27 protein-coding genes and 1 tRNA gene are annotated in these 24,848 nt (G+C 68.0%); 20 read left to right on the top strand and 8 right to left on the bottom strand.

Going from position 1 to position 24,848, the window contains the following annotated elements:
- Positions 1 to 370 precede the first annotated feature (370 nt).
- Positions 371 to 447 (bottom strand) — tRNA-His (locus HNR01_RS03635).
- Between the two features lie 147 nt (positions 448 to 594).
- Between HNR01_RS03635 and HNR01_RS03630 the strand changes: the two genes are divergently transcribed.
- The 5 genes from HNR01_RS03630 (at position 595) to HNR01_RS03610 (ending at position 5,007) form a co-directional block, all read left to right on the top strand.
- A complete protein-coding gene (locus HNR01_RS03630; RefSeq protein WP_183666675.1) occupies positions 595 to 2,439 on the top strand; it encodes a chloride channel protein in 1,845 nt (614 codons plus the stop codon).
- Positions 2,440 to 2,467: 28 nt separating this feature from the next.
- The gene (locus HNR01_RS03625) at positions 2,468 to 2,956 is read left to right on the top strand and encodes a hypothetical protein (RefSeq protein WP_183666673.1); all 489 of its coding nucleotides are present in this window, start codon (positions 2,468 to 2,470) and stop codon (positions 2,954 to 2,956) included.
- A gap of 10 nt (positions 2,957 to 2,966) precedes the next feature.
- Complete coding sequence (gene kdsA, locus HNR01_RS03620; RefSeq protein ID WP_017486050.1) at positions 2,967 to 3,815, top strand: 3-deoxy-8-phosphooctulonate synthase; 849 nt, start codon at positions 2,967 to 2,969, stop codon at positions 3,813 to 3,815.
- A gap of 202 nt (positions 3,816 to 4,017) precedes the next feature.
- Positions 4,018 to 4,317 (top strand): hypothetical protein, encoded by a 300-nt coding sequence (locus HNR01_RS03615; protein ID WP_153873668.1) that lies wholly within the window; start codon positions 4,018 to 4,020, stop codon positions 4,315 to 4,317.
- A gap of 435 nt (positions 4,318 to 4,752) precedes the next feature.
- Positions 4,753 to 5,007, top strand: a complete 255-nt coding sequence (locus HNR01_RS03610; RefSeq protein WP_183666671.1) for a hypothetical protein — start codon at positions 4,753 to 4,755, stop codon at positions 5,005 to 5,007.
- Between the two features lie 15 nt (positions 5,008 to 5,022).
- Here HNR01_RS03610 and queF read toward each other — a convergent pair whose 3' ends face one another.
- Positions 5,023 to 5,484: a preQ(1) synthase gene (gene queF / locus HNR01_RS03605; protein ID WP_153873669.1), complete on the bottom strand. Its 462-nt coding sequence runs from the start codon at positions 5,482 to 5,484 to the stop codon at positions 5,023 to 5,025.
- A 262-nt stretch (positions 5,485 to 5,746) separates the two neighbouring features.
- On the opposite strand from queF, the gene eno reads away from it, so the two are divergent.
- The 8 genes from eno to HNR01_RS03565 all read left to right on the top strand — a co-directional run bounded on the left by eno (position 5,747) and on the right by HNR01_RS03565 (position 14,010).
- Positions 5,747 to 7,036, top strand: a complete 1,290-nt coding sequence (gene eno, locus HNR01_RS03600; RefSeq protein WP_017486054.1) for a phosphopyruvate hydratase — start codon at positions 5,747 to 5,749, stop codon at positions 7,034 to 7,036.
- A 141-nt stretch (positions 7,037 to 7,177) separates the two neighbouring features.
- Positions 7,178 to 7,489, top strand: a complete 312-nt coding sequence (locus HNR01_RS03595) for an FtsB family cell division protein (RefSeq protein WP_153873670.1) — start codon at positions 7,178 to 7,180, stop codon at positions 7,487 to 7,489.
- 173 nt (positions 7,490 to 7,662) lie between these two features.
- The gene (gene pdhA, locus HNR01_RS03590; RefSeq protein WP_026105760.1) at positions 7,663 to 8,712 is read left to right on the top strand and encodes a pyruvate dehydrogenase (acetyl-transferring) E1 component subunit alpha; all 1,050 of its coding nucleotides are present in this window, start codon (positions 7,663 to 7,665) and stop codon (positions 8,710 to 8,712) included.
- Positions 8,713 to 8,833: 121 nt separating this feature from the next.
- Positions 8,834 to 10,282 carry a pyruvate dehydrogenase complex E1 component subunit beta gene (locus HNR01_RS03585; RefSeq protein ID WP_183666669.1) on the top strand — a complete coding sequence of 483 codons (1,449 nt, stop codon included), beginning with the start codon at positions 8,834 to 8,836 and terminating at the stop codon, positions 10,280 to 10,282.
- 10 nt (positions 10,283 to 10,292) lie between these two features.
- Complete coding sequence (locus HNR01_RS03580) at positions 10,293 to 10,571, top strand: DUF5076 domain-containing protein (RefSeq protein WP_017486058.1); 279 nt, start codon at positions 10,293 to 10,295, stop codon at positions 10,569 to 10,571.
- A 33-nt stretch (positions 10,572 to 10,604) separates the two neighbouring features.
- Entirely contained in the window at positions 10,605 to 12,044 is a 1,440-nt protein-coding gene (locus tag HNR01_RS03575) for a pyruvate dehydrogenase complex dihydrolipoamide acetyltransferase (protein WP_183666667.1), read from the top strand.
- Positions 12,045 to 12,177: 133 nt separating this feature from the next.
- Positions 12,178 to 13,617, top strand: coding sequence for a dihydrolipoyl dehydrogenase (gene lpdA / locus HNR01_RS03570; RefSeq protein ID WP_183666665.1), 1,440 nt, complete (start codon positions 12,178 to 12,180; stop codon positions 13,615 to 13,617).
- A 240-nt stretch (positions 13,618 to 13,857) separates the two neighbouring features.
- The gene (locus tag HNR01_RS03565) at positions 13,858 to 14,010 is read left to right on the top strand and encodes a DUF4229 domain-containing protein (protein WP_017486061.1); all 153 of its coding nucleotides are present in this window, start codon (positions 13,858 to 13,860) and stop codon (positions 14,008 to 14,010) included.
- Between the two features lie 116 nt (positions 14,011 to 14,126).
- Here HNR01_RS03565 and HNR01_RS03560 read toward each other — a convergent pair whose 3' ends face one another.
- The gene (locus tag HNR01_RS03560; RefSeq protein ID WP_183666663.1) at positions 14,127 to 14,834 is read right to left on the bottom strand and encodes a YoaK family protein; all 708 of its coding nucleotides are present in this window, start codon (positions 14,832 to 14,834) and stop codon (positions 14,127 to 14,129) included.
- A gap of 301 nt (positions 14,835 to 15,135) precedes the next feature.
- On the opposite strand from HNR01_RS03560, the gene HNR01_RS03555 reads away from it, so the two are divergent.
- The 3 genes from HNR01_RS03555 to HNR01_RS03545 all read left to right on the top strand — a co-directional run bounded on the left by HNR01_RS03555 (position 15,136) and on the right by HNR01_RS03545 (position 16,748).
- Complete coding sequence (locus HNR01_RS03555; RefSeq protein WP_017486063.1) at positions 15,136 to 15,636, top strand: hypothetical protein; 501 nt, start codon at positions 15,136 to 15,138, stop codon at positions 15,634 to 15,636.
- Between the two features lie 117 nt (positions 15,637 to 15,753).
- Positions 15,754 to 16,014 carry a hypothetical protein gene (locus HNR01_RS03550; RefSeq protein WP_017486064.1) on the top strand — a complete coding sequence of 87 codons (261 nt, stop codon included), beginning with the start codon at positions 15,754 to 15,756 and terminating at the stop codon, positions 16,012 to 16,014.
- A gap of 98 nt (positions 16,015 to 16,112) precedes the next feature.
- Complete coding sequence (locus tag HNR01_RS03545; protein WP_183666661.1) at positions 16,113 to 16,748, top strand: L,D-transpeptidase; 636 nt, start codon at positions 16,113 to 16,115, stop codon at positions 16,746 to 16,748.
- A gap of 22 nt (positions 16,749 to 16,770) precedes the next feature.
- Here HNR01_RS03545 and HNR01_RS03540 read toward each other — a convergent pair whose 3' ends face one another.
- The gene (locus HNR01_RS03540; protein WP_183666660.1) at positions 16,771 to 18,117 is read right to left on the bottom strand and encodes a PQQ-dependent sugar dehydrogenase; all 1,347 of its coding nucleotides are present in this window, start codon (positions 18,115 to 18,117) and stop codon (positions 16,771 to 16,773) included.
- Between the two features lie 22 nt (positions 18,118 to 18,139).
- Positions 18,140 to 18,355, bottom strand: a complete 216-nt coding sequence (locus tag HNR01_RS03535; protein ID WP_017486067.1) for a hypothetical protein — start codon at positions 18,353 to 18,355, stop codon at positions 18,140 to 18,142.
- Positions 18,356 to 18,563: 208 nt separating this feature from the next.
- On the opposite strand from HNR01_RS03535, the gene HNR01_RS03530 reads away from it, so the two are divergent.
- The 3 genes from HNR01_RS03530 (at position 18,564) to HNR01_RS03520 (ending at position 20,905) form a co-directional block, all read left to right on the top strand.
- Positions 18,564 to 19,301 (top strand): cell wall hydrolase, encoded by a 738-nt coding sequence (locus HNR01_RS03530; RefSeq protein ID WP_017486068.1) that lies wholly within the window; start codon positions 18,564 to 18,566, stop codon positions 19,299 to 19,301.
- 134 nt (positions 19,302 to 19,435) lie between these two features.
- Positions 19,436 to 20,440, top strand: a complete 1,005-nt coding sequence (gene lipA, locus HNR01_RS03525) for a lipoyl synthase (RefSeq protein WP_153873679.1) — start codon at positions 19,436 to 19,438, stop codon at positions 20,438 to 20,440.
- A gap of 6 nt (positions 20,441 to 20,446) precedes the next feature.
- Positions 20,447 to 20,905: a type II toxin-antitoxin system RatA family toxin gene (locus HNR01_RS03520; protein WP_026105762.1), complete on the top strand. Its 459-nt coding sequence runs from the start codon at positions 20,447 to 20,449 to the stop codon at positions 20,903 to 20,905.
- Between the two features lie 2 nt (positions 20,906 to 20,907).
- On the opposite strand, the gene HNR01_RS03515 is transcribed toward HNR01_RS03520, so the two are convergent.
- Positions 20,908 to 21,333, bottom strand: coding sequence for an Lrp/AsnC family transcriptional regulator (locus HNR01_RS03515; protein WP_183666658.1), 426 nt, complete (start codon positions 21,331 to 21,333; stop codon positions 20,908 to 20,910).
- Between the two features lie 129 nt (positions 21,334 to 21,462).
- Between HNR01_RS03515 and ocd the strand changes: the two genes are divergently transcribed.
- Positions 21,463 to 22,494, top strand: coding sequence for an ornithine cyclodeaminase (ocd, locus tag HNR01_RS03510; RefSeq protein WP_183666656.1), 1,032 nt, complete (start codon positions 21,463 to 21,465; stop codon positions 22,492 to 22,494).
- Here ocd and HNR01_RS03505 read toward each other — a convergent pair.
- A complete protein-coding gene (locus HNR01_RS03505) occupies positions 22,470 to 22,829 on the bottom strand; it encodes a low molecular weight protein tyrosine phosphatase family protein (protein ID WP_183666654.1) in 360 nt (119 codons plus the stop codon). The two genes, ocd and HNR01_RS03505, sit on opposite strands and share 25 nt — an antisense overlap.
- Positions 22,826 to 24,613 carry an ABC transporter ATP-binding protein gene (locus tag HNR01_RS03500; protein WP_183666652.1) on the bottom strand — a complete coding sequence of 596 codons (1,788 nt, stop codon included), beginning with the start codon at positions 24,611 to 24,613 and terminating at the stop codon, positions 22,826 to 22,828. Before HNR01_RS03500 ends, HNR01_RS03505 begins: the two co-directional genes overlap by 4 nt.
- Positions 24,614 to 24,848 lie beyond the last annotated feature (235 nt).

Here is a 24,848-nt window from a genome sequence, read left to right as displayed (position 1 = left end):
ACGGAGCACGGTGCGGCCGGATCGACCGCAGGGGGCCGGAAGCAGGGAGGATCGCAACGCGCCTTCACCATCGCCCTCAGGGCTCGGCTGACACGACGAGCCGAGTTCATGTGCGGCGGGAGCGGCAACCGCAGGGCCCGTGTGGAGACCGTCGCGGATCCGATGCCACGACCTGCGTGAGCCAAATGGTGGCGTGCCGAGAACAATCGCAGCGACCGAACTTCATCGATCGCAAACCGTTCGAGCGCGCGCTGCGAAGGGAATGGCGCTCACCACGCCCGACAGCCTAGGCCGGCACAAGTGCAGCAGGCCCGACAGCAAACCGGAGCCTGAGCGGCTGCCCAGACTCCGGCCATATCGCTGAAAGGATTGGTACCACCGCCCCGGCTCGAACGGGGGACCCCTAGATCCACAATCTAGTGCTCTAACCAACTGAGCTACGGCGGCACGTGAGGGGGGACTTATCCCGAGCCTCGCGGCATTTCAAGCGCCTTGAAGGCATCTGAGGGCGGATCGCGCCGTCGATCCCCCGGTGCTAGACGGCGAATGCATAGGCGCCATGGCCTTCGCTCGGCTTCAATCCCCACGAACCTGATGAATCCGTCCACAATTCCCTCCGCCAAGGCCCCGCTGGTCCAGGCGCCGGCGCGGCTTCGGGCCTGGGTGCGCGGAAGCGAAGTGGCCCTCGTGCTGCTCGCGGCCGTCACGGGTTGCGTGGGGGGCCTCGCCGTTGCCGGCATGAGCGGCGCCAGCCAGCTGCTGCGCGAATGGCTTTATCGGCTTCCCGCCGGCCAGCGCCTCAGCAGCCTCTCGGATCTACCAGCCGCGGGCCTGATGGGTCTGCCCTTCCTGGCTCCGGCACTGGGTGGTGCCGTTCTCGGCCTGCTGCTCCTGATCTCGACCCGGGGACGCGGCAAGAACAAGCGCGCCGTGGTCGACCCCATCGAGGCGAACGCGCTGCATGGCGGACGAATGTCGCTGCGCGGCTCACTCGACGTGGCGGCGCAGAACGTGGTCTCGAACGGCTGCGGCGCCTCGGTCGGGCTTGAGGCCGGTTACACGCAGATCGCCGCTGGGATCGCCTCGCGGCTCGGCATCGCCTTCGAGATGCGGCGCTCGGACCTGCGCACCCTTGTCGGCTGCGGCTCGGCGGCCGCCATCGCCGCGGCCTTCGGCTCGCCCCTCACCGGCGCCTTCTACGCGTTCGAGCTGATCATCGGCACCTACACGATCGCGACGCTCGCCCCCGTGGTCGTCGCGGCGCTGTGCGGCAGTCTGGTGATGCGTGCGCTCGCGCCGCAGCCCGCCTTCGTCGATGTCGGCGCGCTGGCGCTCGCCAAGACCGCGGCCGTGGATGCGGGCGATACGCTGCCCTGCCTGGCTCTCGGGCTCGTCTGCGCCGGACTGGCGGTGCTGCTGATGCGGGGCGTCACGCTTGTGGAGAGGGGCTTTCGCGCCTCGCGATTGCCCGCGCCCCTGCGGCCGATCCTCGGCGGCCTGTGCGTCGGCGCCCTCGCGCTGGCGACGACGCCCCAGGTGCTCTCCGCCGGACACGGCGCGCTCCACATCTACCTCGCCCCTGAAGCCACGGCCGGGCTCGGTGCACTCGCCGGGCTCGTCGTCGCCAAGGCCGCCGCCTCGGCGATGTCGATCGGCTCAGGCTTTCGCGGCGGCCTGTTCTTCGCCTCGCTGTTCCTCGGCGCCCTGGTCGGACGCCTGTTCGCCGGTCTCGGACCGATGGTCTGGCCCGGTTTTGAAGCGTTCGGTCTCGCTCCGGTCGGCTACGCGGTCGTCGGCATGAGCGCCTTCGCCGTCGCCATCGTCGGCGGCCCGCTCACCATGACCTTTCTCGCCCTCGAGATGACCGGAAGCTTCCCCGTCACCGGGCTCGTGCTCGCCTCGGTGATCGCCTCCTCGCTCACGGTACGGAAGACCTTCGGCTACTCCTTCGCAACGTGGCGCTTCCATCTGCGCGGCGAGACCATCCGCAGTGCCCACGATGTCGGCTGGATGCGGAATCTCACCGTGGGGCGCATGATGCGCAAGGATCTCCGGCCGGTTCCCCTCGACACGCCGATGGCGACGTTTCTGCGCGCCCATCCCTTGGGCTCACCGTCGCGGGTGGTCGTGGTGGACGAGCACGATCGCTATGCCGGGATCGTCCTCGTGCCCGAGGCCCATGCCCGTGCCGCGGAGAACGGCGGGGAGGTGCCGCATCTGGCCGACGTCGTCCGCTACCCGACATCGTTTCTCCTCGCCGACATGACCGTCAAGCAGGCGGCGGCCGCCTTCGATCAGGCCGAGAGCGAGACGCTCGCCGTTCTCGACGACACGCACAGCCGCAAGGTCATCGGCTTATTGACGGAGAGCCACACGCTAAAGCGCTACAGCGAGGAACTGGACCGGCAGCGTCGCGCCATGCTCGGCGAAGCGGCCTGAGAAGAGAGGCCGTGCTATGGAAGGCCGGATGACCCTGCCCGCCCTTCTCGCCAGCCTTGTCCTGCTCCTCTCCCTGGGATCGACCGCTCGGGCCGATTCCTGCGACGGCCTGACCATACGGCTGATCCGCGGCACCGGCGTCGCCCTGGCCGGGCGCAGCGGCTCCCTCGTCGTCTTCCGCGCCGCCGACGCCGACCGGATGAGCCTGGATTGCGCGGCGCCGCGACGGCTGCTGTTCCGCTCGGATCTTCGCGAGCCGCCGCGGGCCTTCTTCGTCCTAATCGGACTCGCGGCGCGGACGCTGACCGGAGCGCCGGCCGAACCGGTGGAGACCCTCGCCCTGCGGCTGCATCAGGACAGCCTGCTCACCGGCGCACCGCAACTGGGCCGGGTCGGCGGCGCCGTCCTGCGCTGCGATCCCGGCGATCGGCCCGATGGATTTGGTGTGGGCAGCCTGTGCCGCGTGGCGGCAGACCGCCCGCAGCGCGGACTTTCCCGCGCGGCGGGGCCGGGCTAGAGCGGGCACCATGCCCGAGACCGCACAGATTCCCGGCCCCGTCGTCCAGACCGGCGGCGTCGCCTTCGCCAACCACCTGCCGCTGGCGCTGATCGCCGGCCCCTGCCAGCTCGAAGGGCGCAGCCACGCCCTCGAAGTCGCCGCTGCCCTCAAAGAGATGGCAGGCAAGCTCGGCATCGGCCTCGTCTTCAAGTCGTCCTTCGACAAGGCCAACCGCACCTCCGGACGCTCGGCCCGCGGCGTCGGCCTCGACGAGGCGCTGCCGGTCTTCGCCGAAATCCGCGAGAGTCTCGGGCTGCCCGTTCTCACCGACGTGCACGAGGCCGAGCAGTGCGAACGCGCGGCTCAGGCGGTCGACATCCTGCAGATCCCGGCCTTCCTCTGCCGCCAGACCGATCTCTTGCTCGCCGCCGCCGCGACGGGGCGGGCGGTCAACGTCAAGAAGGGGCAGTTCCTCGCGCCCTGGGATATGGCGCACGTCGCCGCCAAGGTGACGGAGGCCGGCAACCCCAACGTCATCGTCACCGAGCGCGGCGCCTCGTTCGGCTACAATACGCTCGTCTCCGACATGCGCGCCCTGCCGATCATGGCCCGCGTCACTGGCGGCGCGCCGGTGGTGTTCGACGCGACGCACTCGGTGCAGCAGCCAGGCGGGCAGGGCGCCACCTCCGGCGGGCAGCGGGAATTCGTGGCGGTGCTCGCCCGCGCGGCGGTGGCGGTGGGAGTGGCGGGCGTCTTCATCGAGACCCATCCCGATCCCGATCGCGCCCCCTCCGACGGACCGAACATGGTCGCGCTCGCCGATCTGCCGGCCCTGGTCGAGAGGCTGATGGCCTTCGACCGCCTCGCCAAGAGCTGAGATCGAGACCGTCGCGTTCGTTTCAGGTCTCGTTCAGGCGAAGCCCGCTAGGTTTGCCCTCAATCGAGAGCATTGCGGCGATCCGCAGAGCGTCGGGGAAGCATTCGCTCGGCGCCGGGGCCGACGGGAACTTCCGGCAAAGCTCGGATGTTTGAACGCCAGAATGCTCTCGGAACGAAGTTTCTGGATCGGAAAGGACGCTATGCGTAAGCTTGCTCTCGTGACCGCCGCCCTGATCTCGGTCGGCACGCTGACCGCCACCTCCGCCGACGCGCGCCCCTATGGCCGCGGCTACGGTCATCACCACGGCCATTATCACGGTGGATACGGCCCGCGCGCCTATTACGGCGGTCGCCGTCGCGGCATCGGCACCGGAGCCGCCGTCGGTCTCGGCATTGCCGGTCTCGCGGCCGGTGCGATCGCCGCCGGCGCCGCGCGCGATGCCTATGCCCGCGACAGCTATTACGGCCGTCCGGCCTACGGCTACGATTACGGCTACTGAGTTCGCAACTTTTGACGCGTGGAAAGGGCGGCCGGGCAACTGGCCGCCCTTTTCGTGCGCGCTGGCGCCGAGGATTCGAGCAGGCTCCGCATCAGCTGTGGCGGTCTTGTCATTGCAACCTGAGCGGCGATGAGACAGGTTTCGCCGCATTGCAGCAGTCGCGGGGGAATCATGCTGGTCATTGCAGCCTTCGTCGGAGCGGTCATGACGGGGCTGATGTGCTACTTCATCTACGGGAACGGGATGGAGCAGCTCGACCACTTTCTCGGTAGCGGCGCAACGCGAAGCTGAGGGCGCGGAGCGAGGCTTCCTTTCGCGCGGTGCCGCTACGCGCGATTCGCGACCCGGCCGATGCCGCCGGCGTTCTGATGACCCTGGTCGCGCGCGCCCGCGGCACCCCGACGCCGGAGCTGGAAGCGGTCATCCAAACCGGAAATGCAGAAGGTCACCGCCCACGACGACGATCACGGCACGCGCATGGCCTATATCCGGCACGCCGCCGCCCAGGCCTCCGACGCCGACACCGCGGTCGACCATCTCGCCCCGCTCCTGCGCGAAAAGCTCGATGCGTCCGAGCGCGACGATCTGGAGCGGATGCTGGAGGCGGTGGCTGTCGTCCATGGCGGCCCGATCGATGCGCACGAAAGGCTGATCGCCCGCACCGTGCGCGTTCTGGCCGAGCCGCTGTGACGACTGGCGATGCGATCAGCCCCGGCCGCGATAGGGCGCGACGCCCTGGTCGGGCAGCCAGACCGATTTGAGCGGCTCGCCCGTCTGCCAGAACACGTCGATCGGAATGCCGCCGCGGGGATACCAGTACCCGCCGATGCGCAGCCAGCGCGGTTCGAGCAGGGCGACGAGCCGGCGCCCGATGCCGACGGTGCAATCTTCGTGGAACGCGCCGTGATTGCGGAACGCTCCGAGGTAGAGCTTCAGCGACTTCGACTCTACGAGCCAGCGGTCCGGCACATAGTCGATGACGAGAGTCGCGAAATCCGGCTGACCCGTCACCGGGCAGAGCGAGGTGAATTCCGGTGCGGTGAAGCGGGCAAGATAATCAGTATCGGCATGTGGGTTCGGCACGCGGTCGAGTTGCGCCTCCTCCGGCGAGGTCGGAAGCGGCGTCTGACGTCCGAGTTGCTTGGCGTGTGTCTCGATTGGATCCATGACCGCCCTATACGCGGCCTTCGCACGCCCGCCTATGGCCCGCCGCGAATGCCGGGGGCTGCTGGATCGGCGGAACGAAGCCATTGAAAAAGGCGGCATCCCGCCGATTTTGTCGAAACGGCCCGGCCCCGAGCACCCGCCGGGAGCTTGCCGACGTCCCGAGGTTGGCGGATAAGCCCGCGACGCAGAACGTCGCAGGACGCGCGGGCCTCGAAGGAATCCGCGAGACGGCCCCGCCGCGACGCGCCGCCAAGGAGCGCCCATGACCGCGATCACCAATATCGCCGCCCGCGAGATTCTCGACAGCCGCGGCAACCCGACCGTCGAAGTCGATGTCCTGTTGGAGGATGGCTCCTTCGGTCGCGCCGCGGTCCCCTCCGGCGCCTCCACCGGCGCGCACGAGGCGGTCGAGCTGCGTGACGGCGACAAGGGCCGCTACAACGGCAAGGGCGTGCTCAAGGCCGTCGATGCCGTGCAGACCGAGATCCTCGACGCGATCGGCGGCATGGATGCCGAGGATCAGGTCGCGGTCGACGAGGCGATGATCGCCCTCGACGGCACGCCGAACAAGGCCCGCCTCGGCGCCAACGCCATTCTCGGCGTCTCGCTCGCCGTGGCGAAGGCGGCGGCCGAGACCGCCGGCCTGCCGCTCTACCGCTACGTCGGCGGCGTGCAGGGCCGGGTGCTGCCGGTGCCGATGATGAACATCGTCAACGGCGGGGCGCACGCCGACAACCCGATCGACTTCCAGGAATTCATGGTGATGCCGGTCGGCGCCACCTCGCTGTCCGACGCGGTGCGGATGGGCGCGGAGATCTTCCACACCCTCAAGAGCGCCCTGAAGAAGGCCGGCCACAACACCAATGTCGGCGACGAGGGCGGCTTCGCCCCGAACCTGCCGTCGGCCGAGGCCGCGCTCGACTTCGTCATGGAGTCGATCAACGCCGCAGGCTTCAAGCCCGGAAGCGACGTGGTGCTGGCGCTCGACTGCGCCTCCACCGAGTTCTTCAAGGATGGCGCCTACCATTACGAGGGTGAGGGCCAGACCCGCTCGATCGAGGCTCAGGTCGATTACCTCGCCAAGCTGACGCAGGACTACCCGATCCTGTCGATCGAGGACGGCATGGCCGAGGACGATTGGGAGGGCTGGAAACTCCTGACCGACCGGATCGGCAACCGGGTGCAGCTCGTGGGCGATGACCTGTTCGTCACCAATGTCGAGCGTCTCGCCCGCGGCATCGAGACCGGCACCGGCAACTCGATCCTCGTGAAGGTCAATCAGATCGGCTCGCTGACCGAAACCCTGGCCGCCGTCGATATGGCTCAACGCGCCGGATACACCGCGGTGATGTCGCACCGCTCCGGTGAGACCGAGGATTCGACCATCGCCGACCTCGCCGTCGCGACGAATTGCGGGCAGATCAAGACCGGCTCGCTCGCCCGCTCGGACAGACTGGCGAAGTACAACCAGCTCATCCGCATCGAGGAAGGCCTCGGCGCGCAGGCGCTCTACGCCGGACGCAGCGCGATCCGCCAGCTCGCCGGTCGCTGACGCGTCTCGCAATCGGATCAGATCGGGACGCGCTCGACCGGACAGGTCGGGCGCGTCCTTTTTTGCGAGTTCGGGCACGGCCGCAGTCGCGGCGGATGGAAACCCTTTCTTCACCCTGTTCGGGCGAAGCTTCCACCCGCCATGGTCATCCGTCGCCGCGTCCGCGCCATCGTCGTTCCCGCCGTCCTGTGGACGGTTTCCGCCCTCGTGGTCGGCTACTTCGTGCATCAGGCCGAGAGCGGCAGCCGGGGCCTGGAGGCCAAGCGGGTCCTCAAGGTCGAGGCTTACGGGCTGACGCAGGAGCTGAATGCCGCGAAGGCTGAGCGCTCGACATGGGAACACCGCGTCTCCCTGCTGCGAAGCGAGCAGATCGATCGCGACCTCCTGGAAGAACGAGCCCGTGTCGTCCTCGGACGGGTGCACGCGAACGACCTTGTGATTATCGGACAGTGAATTTTATTTCTGTGGTATTAAGCTCCTAAAAGTTTCATTTGCACTGTCTTCGTGGTGCGACCCAGGCTGCAACCGTGGCGGTAACAGCATTTGATGGCTGTCAGCGCGCCCCTCGATTTCCGTAAATCGCTGCCCTAGAACCCCTTCCAACAGCGTGATGGTGGGAGGACGCGATGGCTGCGGGCAGCGAGGCGGGGAAACCTGCGGCGGGAACAGACGCGCCGCAACATCGGCCGGCTCCGAATATTCCCCAGTTCACGAAGGACGAAGATCTTCACGCCTATCGCGAGATGCTGTTGATCCGCCGCTTCGAGGAGAAGGCGGGCCAGCTCTACGGCATGGGCCTGATCGGCGGTTTCTGTCATCTCTATATCGGCCAGGAAGCGGTCGTCGTCGGCATGCAGATGGCCGGCGAGGACGGTGACCAGAACATCACCGGCTATCGCGATCACGGCCACATGCTCGCCTGCGGCATGGACCCCAAGGGCGTCATGGCCGAGCTGACCGGGCGCCGCGGAGGCTATTCCCGCGGCAAGGGCGGCTCGATGCACATGTTCAGCCGCGAAAAGCAGTTCTTCGGCGGCCACGGCATCGTCGGGGCCCAGGTCGCGCTCGGCACCGGCCTCGCCTTCGCCGACGCCTATCTCAAGAACGGCAAGGTCAGCTTCACCTATATGGGCGACGGCGCGGCCAACCAGGGCCAGGTCTACGAGAGCTTCAACATGGCGGCTCTGTGGAAGCTGCCGGTGGTCTACGTCATCGAGAACAACCGCTACGCCATGGGCACCTCGGTGGCTCGTGCCTCGGCGCAGACGGACTTCTCCAAGCGCGGCCTCTCCTTCGGCATTCCCGGCGAGCAGGTCGACGGCATGGACGTGCGCACGGTCCGAGAGGCGGCGGCGCGTGCGATCAACCACGCCCGCTCGGGCGAGGGCCCCTACATCCTCGAGATGCAGACCTATCGCTACCGCGGCCACTCGATGTCCGATCCGGCCAAGTACCGGTCGAAGGACGAGGTCTCGAAGATGCGCGACGAGCACGATCCGATCGAGATGGTGCGCAAGCGCCTGCTCGAGGCGCACGGCGTACCCGAGGCCGATCTGAAGGGTATCGACGCCAAGGTCCGCGAAATTGTCAACGAATCCGCCGACTTCGCGACCCACGATCCCGAGCCCGATCCGTCGGAGCTCTGGACCGACATCCTTCTCGAAGCCCGCGCCTGAACGTGTCCCCGACACGTCTCCGGCCCCCTGGGCCGGGGGCCCGCGACGCCTTCGCAAGAAAACACGCCCGCAAGAAAACACGCCCGACCGTCGACGCACCCGGATCGATAGAGCAGCGCAAATGGCGACCGACATCCTGATGCCCGCCCTCTCTCCGACCATGGAGGAGGGAAAGCTCGCCAAATGGCTGAAGAAGGAGGGCGATCCGGTCAAGGCGGGCGACGTCCTGGCCGAGATCGAGACCGACAAGGCGACGATGGAGGTCGAGGCGATCGACGAGGGCATCCTCGCCAAGATCCTCGTCGCGGATGGGACCGAGAACGTCGCCGTCAACACGCCGATCGCGATCATCGCCGAAGAGGGCGAGGATGTCTCGGCCGCGACCGCGGGCGGCGGCAAGGGCAAACCCAACGGCGCCTCCGGCGGCGCGCCGGCCCCAACCCCCGATATGCAGGCCGAGGGCATGGCCGACGCCTCAGCCGCTTCCGCCAAGAGCAGTGACGATGCGCCGAAGGCGCAGGCCGCGGCCGCCGTCATCACCAACAAGGCGCCCGATCCGGTGATGGAAGAGTTTCCCGCCGACTCCCCGATGAAGACCATGACCGTGCGCGAGGCCCTGCGGGACGCCATGGCCGAGGAGATGCGCAAGGACGAGGCTGTCTTCGTGATGGGCGAGGAGGTCGCCGAGTACCAGGGCGCCTACAAGATCACGCAGGGCCTGCTGCAGGAGTTCGGCGCGCGCCGCGTGGTCGATACCCCGATCACCGAGCACGGATTCGCCGGCATCGGCGTCGGTGCCGCCTTCATGGGCCTCAAGCCCATCGTCGAGTTCATGACCTTCAACTTCGCCATGCAGGCGATCGACCACATCATCAACTCGGCGGCGAAGACCCTGTACATGTCCGGCGGCCAGCTCGGCTGTCCGATCGTCTTCCGCGGCCCCAACGGGGCCGCCGCCCGCGTCGCCGCCCAACACAGCCACGACTATTCCGCGTGGTACTCCAACGTGCCGGGCCTCAAGGTGATCGCGCCCTACACGGCCTCCGACGCCAAGGGCCTGCTCAAGGCGGCGATCCGCGATCCCAACCCGGTGATCTTCCTCGAGAACGAAATCCTCTACGGCCAATCCTTCCCTGTGCCGGAGATCGACGACCTCGTTCTGCCGATCGGCAAGGCGCGCATTCACCGCCCCGGCAAGGACGTCACGATCGTCTCCTTCTCCATCGGCATGACCTACGCCCTCAAGGCGGCCCAGGCCCTTGCCGAGGAGGGCATCGAGGCGGAGGTGATCGACCTGCGCACGATCCGTCCGATGGACAGCGCGACGGTGGTGGAATCGGTCAAGAAGACCGGCCGCTGCGTCTGCGTCGAAGAGGGCTTCCCGCAATCCGGCGTCGGCGCCGAGATCGTCGCCCGCCTGATGGTCGATGCCTTCGACTATCTCGATGCGCCCGTGCTGCGGGTGACCGGCAAGGACGTGCCGATGCCCTATGCGGCCAATCTCGAAAAGCTGGCTCTGCCGAGCGTCGCGGAAGTCGTCGAAGCGGTCAAAAGCGTCTGCTACAAGTAATAGTCGGTAAATGTCGAAGAAATTTGAAGAACTCGAAATCCCGCCCGACGCTCTGGAACAGGGCGGGATCGAAATCGTGCGCGCCTCGATCGTCGATGGTGCCGTGAGTGTGGCGCTCCGGCGCGCCTTCGACGATCCGGCAACCTGGGGCCGTCTGCTCATCGACCTCGCGCGACAGGCCGCCCGCGCCTACGCGCTGGAGGCGGACACCTCGGAGGAGGAAGCCTTCGAGCGCATCCGTGCCGGGTGGGAGGCGGAGAGCCTCGACCCGAACAACCCTCTCAACTGACCCTTCCTCTCAAGGCCGCTCGGGAACGATACGATGCCGATCAACGTCCTGATGCCCGCGCTCTCCCCGACGATGGAGAAGGGCAACCTCGCCAAGTGGCTCAAGAAGGAGGGCGACGCCGTCAAGTCCGGCGACGTGATCGCCGAGATCGAGACCGACAAGGCGACCATGGAGGTCGAGGCGGTTGATGAGGGTGTGCTCGCCAAGATCCTCGTGGCGGAAGGCACCGCCGACGTGCCGGTCAACGAGCTGATCGCGCTGATCGCGGAGGAGGGTGAGGATCCCGGCAGCGTTCAGGCGCCCAAGGGCGGGGCCGAGGCGAAGACCGCCCCGGTCGAGCCGAAGAGCACGCCCGACCAGAACGCCGCGCCCGATGGCGCCCACGCCTCTTACGCCCGGGTCGACCAGGCTCCGGAGGGCGCCATGCCGAACGGCGCCGCGTCGTCCGCAAACCAGCCCGCCGCCCAGGCTTCCGACGGCCGCATCTTCGCCTCGCCGCTCGCCCGTCGTATCGCCAAGCAGGAAGGTGTCGATCTCTCCGCGGTGAAGGGCTCGGGTCCCCATGGCCGCGTGATCCAGCGCGACGTGCAGGCCGCGATCGAGGGCGGTACGGCCAAGGCCGGTGCTTCGGCCAAGTCCCAGGCCAAGTCCGAGGACAAGGCGGCCGCGCCTGCCGCGGCACCGGAGAAGGCCGCACCGAAGGCCGCTCCTGCGGGCGGCGCGCCGGCCGGCCTCAGCCTCGAGCAGGTGAAGGGCTTCTACGAGCAGGGCAGCTTCGAGGAAGTCCCCCTCGACGGCATGCGCAAGACCATCGCCAAGCGCCTGACCGAGGCGATGCAGGTCGCGCCGCACTTCTACCTCACCGTCGATTGCGAACTCGACGCGCTGATGAAGCTGCGCGAGACGCTCAATGCCTCGGCCGGCAAGGACAAGGACGGCAAGCCGCTGTTCAAGCTCTCGGTCAACGACTTCGTCATCAAGGCGATGGGCCTCGCGCTCACCCGCGTTCCCACCGCCAACGCCGTCTGGGCGGAGGACCGGATCCTGCGCTTCAAGCACGCCGAGGTCGGCGTCGCGGTGGCGATCGACGGCGGCCTGTTCACCCCGGTGATCCGCAGGGCCGACCAGAAGACGCTCTCCGCGATTTCCAACGAGATGAAGGATTTCGCGGCCCGCGCGCGCGCGAAGAAGCTGAAGCCGGAAGAGTATCAGGGCGGCGTCACCTCGGTGTCGAACCTCGGCATGTTCGGCATCAAGCACTTCACGGCGGTGATCAACCCGCCGCAATCGACGATCCTCGCGGTCGGCGCCGGCGAGCAGCGGGTCGTCGTCAAGGACGGCGCCCCGGCGGTGATCCAGGCCATGACTGCGACGCTCTCCTGCGATCACCGCGTCCTCGATGGGGCGCTGGGCGCCGAGCTGATCGCCGCCTTCAAGGGGCTGATCGAGAACCCGATGGGAATGCTGGTGTGACGGTGCCCGGCCCCTGATGCCTTCTCTTCGGAGGGCTCGGGGACCGGCAACGTGCAGGACACGCGGCGCGGCGCTTTCCGTGCCGCCCCACACCGCCCTCCCGCCAGGGGGAGGGGAACGCGCGGAGAGCTGAATGTCCGAAACCTACGACGTCCTCATCATCGGCGCGGGCCCCGGCGGCTACGTCACCGCGATCCGCGCGGCGCAGCTCGGCTTCAAAACCGCGGTGGTCGATCGGGAACATCTCGGCGGAATCTGCCTGAACTGGGGCTGCATCCCGACCAAGGCACTGCTGCGCTCGGCCGAGATCTACCACTACATGCAACACGCTGCCGATTACGGGCTGTCGGCCAAGGAGGTCAGCTTCGACGCGGCCGCCATCGTCAAGCGCTCGCGCGGCGTGTCGGGCCGGCTCAACGGCGGCGTCGGCATGCTGCTGAAGAAGAACAAGGTCGACGTGATCTGGGGCGAGGCCTCGATCGAGGCGGCGGCCAAGGGCAACGAGCCCGGCAAGGTCACCGTCAAGGAGACCAAGCGCGCGGAAGCCCCGAAGGGCGCCAAGGGCGCGGGCACCTATTCGGCCAAGCACATCATCGTCGCGACCGGCGCTCGGCCGCGCGTGCTGCCCGGCATCGAGCCCGACAAGAAGCAGATCTGGACCTATTACGAGGCCATGGTCCCGGAAAAGATGCCCAAGAGCCTGCTGGTCATGGGATCGGGTGCCATCGGCATCGAGTTCGCCTCCTTCTACCGCACCATGGGCGCCGAGGTGACGGTGATCGAGTTGCTGCCGCAGATCCTGCCGGTCGAGGATGCGGAGATCGCCGGCCTCGCCCGCAAGCGTTTCGAGAAGCAGGGCATCAAGATCCTCACCGGCGCCAAGGTCACGAAGGTCGAGAAGGGCGCCGATTCGGTGACGGCCACGGTCGAGGACGATAAGGGCAAGACGCAGCAGCTCACCGCCGAGAAGCTGATCTCCGCCGTCGGCGTCGTCGGCAACATCGAGAATCTCGGGCTTGAGAAGCTCGGGGTGAAGATCGAGCGCGGTGTCGTCGTGACCGACGGGCTCGGCCGCACCAACGTTCCGGGCGTCTACGCCATCGGCGACGTCGCTGGTCCGCCGATGCTCGCCCACAAGGCCGAGCACGAGGGCGTGATCTGCATCGAGACGATCAAGGGCCTGCACACGCACCCGATGGACAAGGGCAAAATCCCCGGCTGCACCTATTGCCACCCGCAGATCGCCAGCGTCGGCATCACCGAGGGGAAAGCCAAGGATCTCGGCCTCTCGATCAAGGTCGGCCGCTTTCCCTTCTCCGGCAACGGCAAGGCGATCGCGCTCGGCGAGCCGGACGGACTCATCAAGACGATCTTCGACGCCAAGACCGGCCAATTGCTCGGTGCCCACATGATCGGCGCCGAGGTGACCGAGCTGATTCAGGGCTACGTCATCGCGATGACCCTCGAGACGACCGAGGAAGAGCTGATGCACACGGTCTTCCCGCATCCGACGCTCTCGGAGATGATGCACGAGAGCGTACTCGATGCTTATGGCCGGGTGATCCACACCTGACGGGTTCGGCGCGGGCCGGTTGGCTTCGAAGGGGGCGCGGGAGCGGGCTTGGCGGCCGGCTCCCGCGCCCCCTTCTGTTTGATGTCATCCCGCGCTCTCGCCTCACGCGAGCGGGACGGTGAAATTTAGCGGTGGACGGTGGTATCGGTCGCCGCCGTATACGCTTTGGTTGAATCTCACCCGATAAGGCTCCTCGTATACCGGGGGCCAAGCGCCCTCGGTGCGAAGATCGGCCAATCCATGATCCTACGTCTTCTCCTGCTCATCGTCGGACTTGCGTGCATCTACGCATCTTTGACGGTGATGCAGGTTCATCTCTACGTAACGCTTCTCCTGCTGTTCCTCTGTGCCGGCCCGCTGAGCTATTTCGTGTTCCGCGAGGAGCACGAGTAAGGCGCCGTCGGTCACTCGGCGCGGCGCGTCTCGAAGGCATCGGCGCCCGATACACGGGCGCCTGCCGCCGTCATCGACGCAGTCGTCGTGTCGGCGCGGCCTGCCCTGAAACGGTCTCAGGACGCGTTCGCGCGACGGGCCGAGGCGATGCCGGGGAGCGCCATCAGGGTCAGCAATCCCGCGGCGACGAACAGGAGGGCGCTGCCGAGAGCACGCCATGCCATCACACCGGTGACGCCGCCGGCGAGGAAGGCCGCCACCGTCACGCCGTAGAGTCGGATCTTTTCCCGATCCGGACCCGACGTGTCGCGGCCCAGCGACAGCCGGTGAGCGAGAGCGATGCCGAGATCCGTCACCATGCCGGTCACATGGGTCGTCCGCACCCGCGCATCGGTGATCTGCGTGATCGTCGCATTCTGCAGTCCGAGCAGGAAGCTGAGCCCCGTCACGAGAACGGCACCCTGCCATCCTGCGGGCAGGCCGAGGCCGAGGAGGCCGAGGCTGACGAGCAACAGGGCCTCCGTCAGCACGCTGTAGGCGTAGACGCCGCTCAGTCGGTGCTGGCGGCCCGCGTTGATGAGCAGCGTCGCGCCCATGGCCCCCGCCATGAAGGCGACGATGAGAGCCAGGATCGGCAGTGCGAGCGCCATCTCGCCGAGACCGAGGTGATCGGCGAGCGCCGAGACGTTGCCGGTCATGTTCGAGGAGAACGTCCCGAAGGCGCAGAAGCCGGCGGCATTGAGCGCACCCGCGATGCCTGCGAACGAGGCGGCGAGGCGGCGGTCGATGCCCGGCGTGCGGTTCTGACCTTCGTGGACGAGCATGACGGAAACCAGCGGTGAGAACGTCGGTGTCACCGTCAACTTAGCCGAAAGAGTCCTTACACGGTCTGGCCGTTCGTCCGCCGCCGGCGCAATCGGTCGAGGCCTCCTGCCGGATACTCCGGATGAAGTCATGGCGCGGGGCGCAGCCGATGGATCGATTCTGTGCTGGCGAAAGACATCCCTCGTTGGGGCGATCGAACCCGTACGGCAGCGTCCAGTGCCTCGGCGGCATCCGAAACCGCCTCTCCGATGCGGCGTTGGCCCTGCATGCGCAGGAACGCCGGCGCGGAAGGAGATTGCGATGGCGACGATTGGGACGCTTCGGTTCGGCCTGGTCATTGTCAGCCTGGGGCTGGGCGGGCTCCCCGCCCTGGCACAAACCTCTGCCGGCAACGGTCTGCCGTCCGGCTTCACTGCGCCCGGTCTTCCCTTCGGTCCGACCTCGACGGTCGCCACGGTCGCGGCACCGACCCCGGCGATGGCCATCGCCAATCCTGGCGGCTTGAGCTTCGGCGGCGCGTCGGGAGTGTCCGGCCTCGGTACGTCGAGGCCGGGGATCGCCACCAACGCGGGCGGGTTGAGTTTCGGCGGCGGCGTCTCCGCCGCTTCCGGCAGCGGCGGCCAAACGTCCGGGGGCAGTGGGATCGGGCGCTCGCCGCAGCGGCCGCTGGACGACGTGACAGGCAGCATCGGAACCGGCGGAGGGGGCGCACCGTCGGGCGCCGGCATTTCCGGGAGCGGCTTCTCCCGCCGGCCGACGGACGCCTATTTCGACCCGCTCAGCGGGTCCGGCCTGCGCTGAGGACATGAAGGCCGTCCGCCGGCCAGGATGTCCACAGCCTCGATCGATCCCGGTAAGGTCTCGTTAACCGTTTCGGTATGTTCTATCTTCGTTCTCATGCCGAGTCGGAGAGAGACCATGCCCAAGCCCCAGACGGCCGAGCGCGGCCGCGGTTCGTCCGCCCGCTTCGCGGATCCGGGACCGGAGAGGGCTACGACATGCCCAGTCGAGGAGATCGCCCAGGCCTACCTCAGCAGCACGCAGGGCGATGCGGGAATTGCTCTCCGCTGCGCCATCACCGACGCATTGTCGGACCTGATGGAGGCCGAACGCCGGGCGCGGGAGAACAGCCGCCTTATTTCCCGCGGTTTCGTCCGCAGCACGTCGCCGAACTGGTGAAGGCCGGCGGCGACGTCGCGTTCGTGGCGTTGAGACGCACCGCTTGAAGCGCGGCGTGAGGAGCGCATTTTGCAGGCATCGAATTCGGAACGATCGCCATGCGCTTGCCTCTCCTCACGTTTCTCGCGAGCCTGACCCTGATGGCCGCAGCCCCGGCGGCCCGGGCCGATCTCGTCATCGCCGTCGACAAGGATGCTCAGCGCATGAGCGTCGTGGTCGACGGCGCGCCCCGCTACAACTGGCCCGTGTCGACGGGGGTCGCGGATCACGACACGCCGAACGGCAGCTACCGGCCGTTCCGCATGGAGAAGAGCCACTTCTCCCGCGAGTGGGACAATGCGCCGATGCCACACGCGATCTTCTTCACCCAGGTCGGCCACGCGATCCACGGAACCACCCATACCCGCCGGCTCGGCCGCGCCGCCTCGCATGGCTGTGTTCGCCTCTCGCAGCGCAACGCCGCCACGCTGTTCGCCCTGGTGAAGCAGCAGAAGATGGCCAACACCCGCGTCGTCATCGAGGGCAGCGTTGGGGAGGCTCCGGTGGCGGAGGTCGAGAGGTCCCCGCGGATCCGCTCGGTTCGGCGCGGCTACGGCAACGACGAGGGTGTTGTGGCGGTGCGTTCGCGCGGTCGAGCCTGGGAGGACGAGGCGTACGGCCCGCCCGCCCGCCGTCATCGGGACGTGTTCGACGACGGTTACGGCGTCGGCCCGGGTTACGGCGATCTGTACTGACGTCTGACGGCGCGCAGCCGGATCAATTGGACGCTGCTGCGGCGGCGACCCGCCACACCGTGTTCCCGACATCGTCCGTCACCAGCAGCGCGCCGGCCCTGTCGATCGCCACGCCGACCGGACGTCCCTGCGCCTTCTCGTCGGCGTTGAGAAAGCCCGTCAGCGCATCGACCGGCGCGCCAGCGGGTTTTCCGTCGTGGAACGGGATGTAGATCACCTTGTAGCCGCTCTTCGGACGGCGATTCCACGAGCCGTGCTGGGCGACGAACAAGCCGCTCTTCCAGGCATCCGGCAGGTTCGAGCCCATCGAGAAGGCGATGCCGAGGGATGCCGTGTGCGTGCCGACGGCGTAGTCGGGCGCGACGGCCAGCTTCACCTTATCCGGCTGCGGCGGCTGCACCCGCTCGTCGACATGCGCGCCCCAATAGCTCCAGGGCCAGCCGTAGAAGGCGCCCTCTTGCACGTGGGTGACGTAGTCCGGCACGAGATCGCTGCCGATCTCGTCGCGCTCGTTCACCGCCGTCCACAATGCGCCCGTCATGGGCTCGAAGGCGAGGCCGTTCGGGTTGCGCAGGCCGGTGGCGTATTCCCGCATCGCTCCGGTGGCGAGGGTGTATTCCCAGATCGCGGCCCGGCCCTTCTCGATATCGAGGCCGTTCTCGCCGACATTGCTGTTCGAGCCGACGGTGATGAAGAGCCTCTGGCCGTCCGGGCTCGCCGCGACGTTCTTCGTCCAGTGGTGATTGATCCCAGCGGGCAGGTCGACGACCTTTTCCGGGGTTGCCGTGATCTCGGTCTGTCCCTCGGAATAGGGGATGCGGACGAGCGCGTCGGCATTCGCCACGTAGAGGTCGGATCCGACGAGGGCCATCCCGAAGGGGGATGTCAGCCCCTTGAGGAAGACGTGGCGTTCCTCGGCCGCGCCGTCGCCGTCCCGGTCGCGCAGGAGCACGATGCGGTCGGCGCTGGCGCCGCCGGCCCCTGCCATGCTCTTCACCTTGTCGGCGACCCAATCGGTGATGCTGGTGGAATGATCGCCGGACTTCGGCGCTTGGCTCTCGGCAACGAGCACGTCGCCGTTGGGTAGGACATAGGGCCAGCGCGGATGATCCAGTCCACTGGCGAACCGGGCGACGCTCAGGCCCTTCGCCGCCTTCGGCTTGGCGCCCTCCGACCAGCCTGCCACCCGGGCGATGTTGACGGTCGGCATCAGCGTCGGGTTCGGCGCCGGCAGGGTCGGGCTCGCGCCGCTGCTCGCAGCCACGTCGAGCGAGGCGGATTCGGGATAGACGACGAAGCGGAAGAACGCCGCTCCCCCGAGCAGCACCACGGCGAGGGCGGCCAGGCCGATCTTGGCGGAGGTGCGCATGAAAATCCTCGAAGCGGAGAGATCAGGAAGGCGTCACCGCGGCTTGCACCGCGGCCTCGTCCGCGCCGGGATGGCGGCGGGTGGAGTAATAGAGGCCGATCGCATTCCAGAACGCGTCGCGCTGCTCGAGCGTGAAGCGCTGTAGAGAAGCCTCCAGCGCCGCGCGGCCGGCCGCGGCCGCCTCCTCGCGCATCCGCTCATCGAAGGCGACCGGCGATTCCGCACTCGCTTCCACCATGGGCCGGCCCTTCCCTGACGATGCTCCAGCGCGAACAACGCTCAAGCTCGTCACTCCGTTCAATCGGTGGCGAGGGCAGCACGCGGGTGGGCGTGTGCCAAAGGACACACCTCCCTGGATTCGAGGTCCAGGCTTAACAGTTTCTTTGCTCCTGTGGGTGGAATGGTCCAGCTTGGCTATCCAGCGTCGTCAGCCTTCAGGAGCCTGCATGCAAGCCGACCGGACCTACCGTCTTCTCTGCCTCTTCGGGCTGGCGCTGACCGGATCGGGTCTCGGGGGATGTGGCCTGCTTCCGCATCAGGCTGAGCTGACAACGGGTTCGATCGCAACGAACGCCAAGGTCGTGCAGGCGCCGACCGCCGCCGACAAGGAATGCCTCGCCCGGGCGATGTACTTCGAGTCGATCCGCAGTGACGAGGAGGGCCTGCTCGCCGTCGGCACCGTGGTGATGAACCGCCTGGATGCACCGGCCTATCCCGGCCGGATCTGCGAGGTCGTCGGCCAGAAGCGGCAATTCGCCAACGGCGTGCTCACCAAGCCCGTGCGCGATCAGGACCGGCCGCGCCTGGAGAAGGTCGCGGATGCGCTGCTGTCGGGCAAGCGCCACGAAGGGGTGGGCCCGGCCCTCCACTTCCATACCGCCGGCTACAAGTTCCCGTACAACAACATGCACTACGTCGCCGCCGCTGGCGGCAACGTCTTCTACGAGAAGAGCGACCGCGAGGGTTACCTCCCGGCGGTCCAGCCCCGCGCCGTGGTCCAGACCGCCTCCGGTCGCCTCATGCCGCTCCAAGTCGCCGCCGCCAGTTCGGGCATGATCGGCCTGCCGCTCACGGGCCGTGTCCAGCCGACGCTGACCGCCGAGTACACCGCTCCGAACAGCCCCGAACTGCGCATCCCCGGCCCGGCCCGCTACGCCTCGTCCCCCGGGCGCGACAAGCACTAGAAACTGTCACTTCGCAGGGTTACGGCCGAGGCGGGTTGTCGCCCCCGGCCTATGCGCAGGGGGCCCGAGGCCTTAAGTCAGGGGCGCGGCCGGCCGGACCGGCCCGGCTCCCGAAAGGCTCACCCCGCATCGCCATGGCCGTCGTCCTCGATCTTCTGAACAACGACACCCGGCCCAAGCTGGATGTGCCCGCGCGCCCGCGCCATCCCGAGAAGGCGCACCGGCCCGACACCGCCATCCAGCGCAAGCCGGACTGGATCCGGGTGAAGGCGCCGGGCTCCAAGCTGTGGGCCGAGACCAAGGACATCGTCCGCGCCAACAATCTCGTCACCGTCTGCGAGGAGGCGGGCTGCCCCAATATCGGCGAGTGCTGGGAGAAGCGGCACGCCACCTTCATGATCATGGGCGACACCTGCACCCGCGCCTGCTCGTTCTGCAATGTGCGCACCGGCCTCCCGGAAGCGCTCGACGCGGCCGAGCCGGAGAAGGTTGCGGATGCGGTGGCCAAGCTCGGACTGCACCACGTCGTTGTCACCTCGGTGGATCGCGACGATCTCAAGGACGGCGGCGCCGAGCATTTCTCGCGCACGATCGCCGCGATCCGCCGGGCGAGCCCCGGCACGACCGTGGAGATCCTGACGCCCGACTTCCTGCGGAAGCCCGGCGCCCTCGAAATCGTGGTCGCGGCCAAGCCCGACGTGTTCAACCACAACCTCGAGACCGTACCCGGCAAGTATGTGACCGTGCGGCCCGGTGCCCGTTACTTCCATTCCGTGCGGCTGCTGCAGCGGGTCAAGGAACTCGATCCGACGATCTTCACGAAATCCGGGATCATGGTCGGTCTCGGTGAAGAGCGGAACGAAGTCCTGCAGCTCATGGACGATCTGCGCTCGGCAGAGGTCGACTTCCTCACCATCGGCCAATATCTGCAGCCTACCCGCAAACACCATGAGGTCGTGCGCTTCGTGCCGCCGGATGAGTTCAAAGCCTACGAGACCACGGCCTATGCCAAGGGCTTCCTGCTGGTCTCGGCGACGCCGCTCACGCGCTCGTCGCATCATGCCGGGGAGGATTTCGCCCGGCTGAAGGCTGCCCGCCTGGCCAAGCTCGGACCCGCCCCCGTCGCCGTCAGCGCCTGAGCCCGAATGCCCTCCTTCCGCATCACGAGGAAAGTGCGTCACTCCGCGACGCAGATGTACGATCTCGTCGCCGACATCGAGCGCTATCCCGAGTTCCTGCCGCTCTGCGAGTCGCTGCGCGTGCTGCGCGACGCCGAGGGGCCGAACGGCACCCAGGTGCGTGTCGCGGAGATGGGCGTCGGCTACAAGGCGATCCGCGAGCGCTTCACCACCCGCGTGAGCCTCGACCGCGACAACCGCAAGATCACCGCCGAGTACATCGACGGGCCGTTCAAGCACCTTGAGAACCGCTGGTCGTTCCGCGATGCGGAGGGCGGCGGCTGTGAGGTCGACTTCTTCATTACCTACGAGTTCAAAAGCCGCACCCTCGGCCTCCTGATGGGCACGATGTTCGACCGCGCCTTCCGCAAGTTCACGGACGCGTTCGAGGGCCGCGCCGCTGCGATCTACGGCGCGCCCGCCTGACCTTATCCGCCCTTTCGGACGCCGAGCAGGATGCTGGTCTCGGAATTGGCGATGCCCTCGAACTGGCGAATCGTGCGCAGCAGCGCGTCGAAATCGCCGAGTGTCGGCACCTCGATTTCGGCGACGATGTCCCAGCGGCCGTTCGTGGTGTGAAGCGTGCGGATCTCCGGCAGGCCGGACAGCCGGCGGATGACGCTCCCGGCGTGACGTCCATCCACCTCGATCAGCGTCACTGCCCGTACGCCGCCCGGCTCCGGATCCCGCACGGTGACGGTGAAGCCGGTGATGACGCCGGTCGTCACGAGGCGGTCGAGCCGTGCCCGCGCCGTCGCACGCGTGACACCGAGGGCCGCGGCGAGCTTGGCCACCGGCATCCGCGCGTCGGTCCGTAGCAGGGCGAGGAGTTGACGGTCGGTCGCGTCGAGCATGGCCTGCTCACACTGGGTGGCCGAGCTTATCAGATCGGGCAATGAGCTGCCCCGATCGCGCAATTATGGCTCTGTCGATCGTTCGCATCTCCCAGACATGCTTGCCAAGGGTGAATTCGGGAGGCGGACGTGACACGCTACATCGGCGCGGCTGAGATGGCGGATCTGCTGCGGCGGGAGGGGCCGGAGCCGATCCTGCGCCGTGTCATCGCCTGCCTGCGCGCGGACTTCCTGCGCTGGCCGGACTTCGACCTCGCCCCGCGTCTCGCCAGCCACTCCGCCGGCGGCGTCATCGAGCTGATGCCGATCGCGGATGCCCGGCTCTATGCCTTCAAGTTCGTCAACGGCCATCCCGGCAATACCCGGCTCGGAAAACAGACGGTCGTCGCTTTCGGTGTCCTGGCCGATGTGGCGACGGGCTACCCGCTCCTGATGTGCGAGATGAGCGTGCTCACGGCCCTGCGCACCGCGGCGACCTCGGCGCTCGCAGCGTCCGTCCTCGCACGCTCCGGGAGCCGCTCGATGGCGCTGATCGGTACCGGCGCACAGGCGGAGTTCCAGGCCCTCGCGTTCCAGCAGACGCTCGGCATCGACGAGATCCGGCTGTTCGACGTCGATCCGGCAGCCGTCGCCAAGGCGCGGGCCAACCTCGACCACCGTGGCCTGCGGCTCGTCTGCGCCACTTCCGTCGCCGAGGCGGTGGCGGGAGCCGACATCGTCACCACGGCAACCGCCGACAAAACCCGCGCCACGATCCTGACGCCGGACCTCGTGGAGCCCGGACAGCACCTCAACGCCATCGGCGGCGACTGCCCCGGCAAGACCGAGTTGCACCCGGGTATCGTGGCCGGCGCCCGCACCTTCGTGGAGTACGAGCCGCAAACACGTGCCGAGGGCGAAATCCAGCAGATGCCCGCCGGCTATCCCGTCACCGAATTGTGGCGCGTTCTGCGCGGCGACGCGCCGGGCCGCGTCAGCCCGGAGGACATCACCCTGTTCGATTCGGTCGGATTCGCACTCGAGGACTTCTCGGCGCTTCGCTTCTTGTGGGAGATCGCCGGCGCCGGGCCAAGCCTCGACCTCATTCCCCAGCCGGACGATCCGAAGGATCTGTTCGGATCGGTGTTTTCCCGAGGTCAGGCCTTCGAGCGGGCGGCCTGATCGGGCCTGCATCCGGAAGGCAGAAAGCGGCTTGCCCGCGCCTCCAGCAGGCTCACCAGTTCCGGCTCCATGAAGGCGTAGTCGTCGCGCACGTCGAGACAGACGATCCGGGCGTGCCGCAAGGCCGGCCCGAACCGGCGCATCAGCTTGCGCCGATGCGCGCGGTCCATCACGACGATGATCTCGGCCCAGGCGAGATGATCGGCCTCGACCGGTTCGTCCGCGTCGTCCGAAACGCCCGCCGACGCCGTCTCAAGGCCAGGCCAGCGCGAGAAGACCTGTTCCGCAGTCGGGCTGCGGGCGCGGGCCCGGCCGCAGACGAACAGGATTCTCACGCGCTCTCCGCCAGCACCGACTGCCGCTCGAACAGGGCGCGGTAGGCCCCGTCCGGACGCCGCATCAGGGCGTTGTGCGGCCCGTCCTCGACGATGCGGCCGCGCTCGAACACGAGGATGCGGTCGAGCGCCCGCACGGTCGAGAGGCGGTGGGCGATGACGATGGCCGTGCGCCCGCGCATCAGCCGCTCCATCGCCTCCTGCACGAGCGCCTCCGATTCCGAATCGAGACTGGAGGTCGCCTCGTCGAGAATCAGGATCGGCGCGTCCGCGAGGAAAGCGCGGGCAAGCGCCACCCGCTGCCGCTCGCCGCCGGAGAGCTTCACGCCGCGCTCGCCCACCAGCGTCGCATAACCCTTCGGCAGCCGCGCGATGAAGTCGTGCGCGTTGGCGAGCCGGGCCGCCCCCTCGATCTCCTGCGCCGAGGCGCCGGGACGGGCGTAGGCGATGTTCTCGGCGAGCGAGCGGTGGAACAGCACCGGCTCCTGCGGGACAATGGCGACCTGAGCCCGCAGGCTGGCCTGCGTCGCGCCCGCTACGTCCTGCCTGTCGATGAGCACGTGGCCGCCGCTGACGTCGTAGAGCCGCTGGATCAGCTTGACGAAGGTCGTCTTGCCCGAGCCCGAGCGCCCGACGAGGCCGACGCGCTGGCCCGCGGGGATCGTTACCGACAACCCGTCGTAGAGCGGCGTGCCGTGCGTTCCGTAGTGGAAGCGCACCGCCTCGAAGCGGATCGCGCCGCCATCGACCTCGAGCGGCACCGCCCCTGGCCGGTCGGCGACGCCGACAGGCTCGGATTCGAGCGCGACCAGTTCCTCCATCTCGTTGACCGAGCGTTGCAGGTGATTGATGTGGCCGCCGATGTCGCGGAGATAGCCGTGCACCACGAAGTAGGTGGTGAGCACGTAGGCGACCTCGCCGGGGCTCGCCTGCCCCTGCCACCACAGCCACAGGGCCATGGCAACGATCGCCGAGCGGAAGGCGAGGAGAAGCCCCAGCTGCGCCGTGCCGCTCCAGGTCACGATCATCCACGTGCGCCGGGTGCGCCGCCGCCATTTCGCGAGGACGCGGGCGAGCCGTTCGTCCTCCCGCGCCTCGGCGCCGAACGCCTTCACCACCGCGTTGTTGCCGATCGTGTCGCTGAGCGCGCCGCCGAGCCGCGTGTCGAGCGCGTTCGAGAGCGTCGCAGCCGGCGCGATGACCCGCGTCGCAAGGACGATCGCGGTGCCGACATAGGCGAGGGCGCCGAGCCCGATCACTGCTCCCATCGCCGGCCAGTGCAGGCCGAGCACCACCGTCGTGCCCGCGAGAACAACGACGGAAGGCAGGAGCGACAGCAGCAGCACGTCGTTGAGCCCGTCGAGTGCCCACATCCCCCGCGAGATCTTTCGCACGGTGGAGCCCGAAAAGGTGTTGGCGTGCCACTCGGTCGAGAAGCGTTGGACCCGCGCGAAGCTGCGGCGGGCAATGTCGGACATCGTCCCGAGCGTCAGCGGCACCACGAGGCTCCAGGCGACGTGGCGCAGCAGCACGGTCGCGAGGCTCAGAGCCGTCATGGCGGCGAAAGCCGGGAGCGCGGCCTGAAGAGCGGCGTGCCGCTCGGCGCTGGCGAGCGCATCGACGAGGCGGCCGGCGTAGAGCGGCAGCATCACGTCGGCCAGGGTCGCGAGCGTGATCGCGCCCACGAGAGCCGAGACGAGGCCGAGACGTTCGCGCCAACCGCGGACGACGAAGCGGAGGACGCGGCGGACGGCATCCGCGCGCCGGGGAGAAGACAGGGACATGGTAGCTCCGACGGGGAGGCGTCGGCTCCGAGGAGCGCGGCGGCCTGGAGGCCCAGCGCGGCGAAATCAGAATGGGGAAGGTGCGTGAGCCGCGAGAGCCGGAGGGCTGGGCGGCGGCAGTGGAATGCGCCTAGGCGATTGCGGCAGAAGCCGAAGCCATTCCTGCGCGAGGAGAGACGATGCTGACCATCATGCTGCGCCTCCCTGTTCGAATGCGATCAGCTCGTCAGCTAAT

It is taken from the genome of Methylorubrum rhodesianum (assembly GCF_014199985.1).
Classification (GTDB): domain Bacteria; phylum Pseudomonadota; class Alphaproteobacteria; order Rhizobiales; family Beijerinckiaceae; genus Methylobacterium; species Methylobacterium rhodesianum.
The sequence above is the reverse complement of the archived record's forward strand: the minus strand, read 5'-3'. Positions and strand labels throughout refer to the sequence as shown.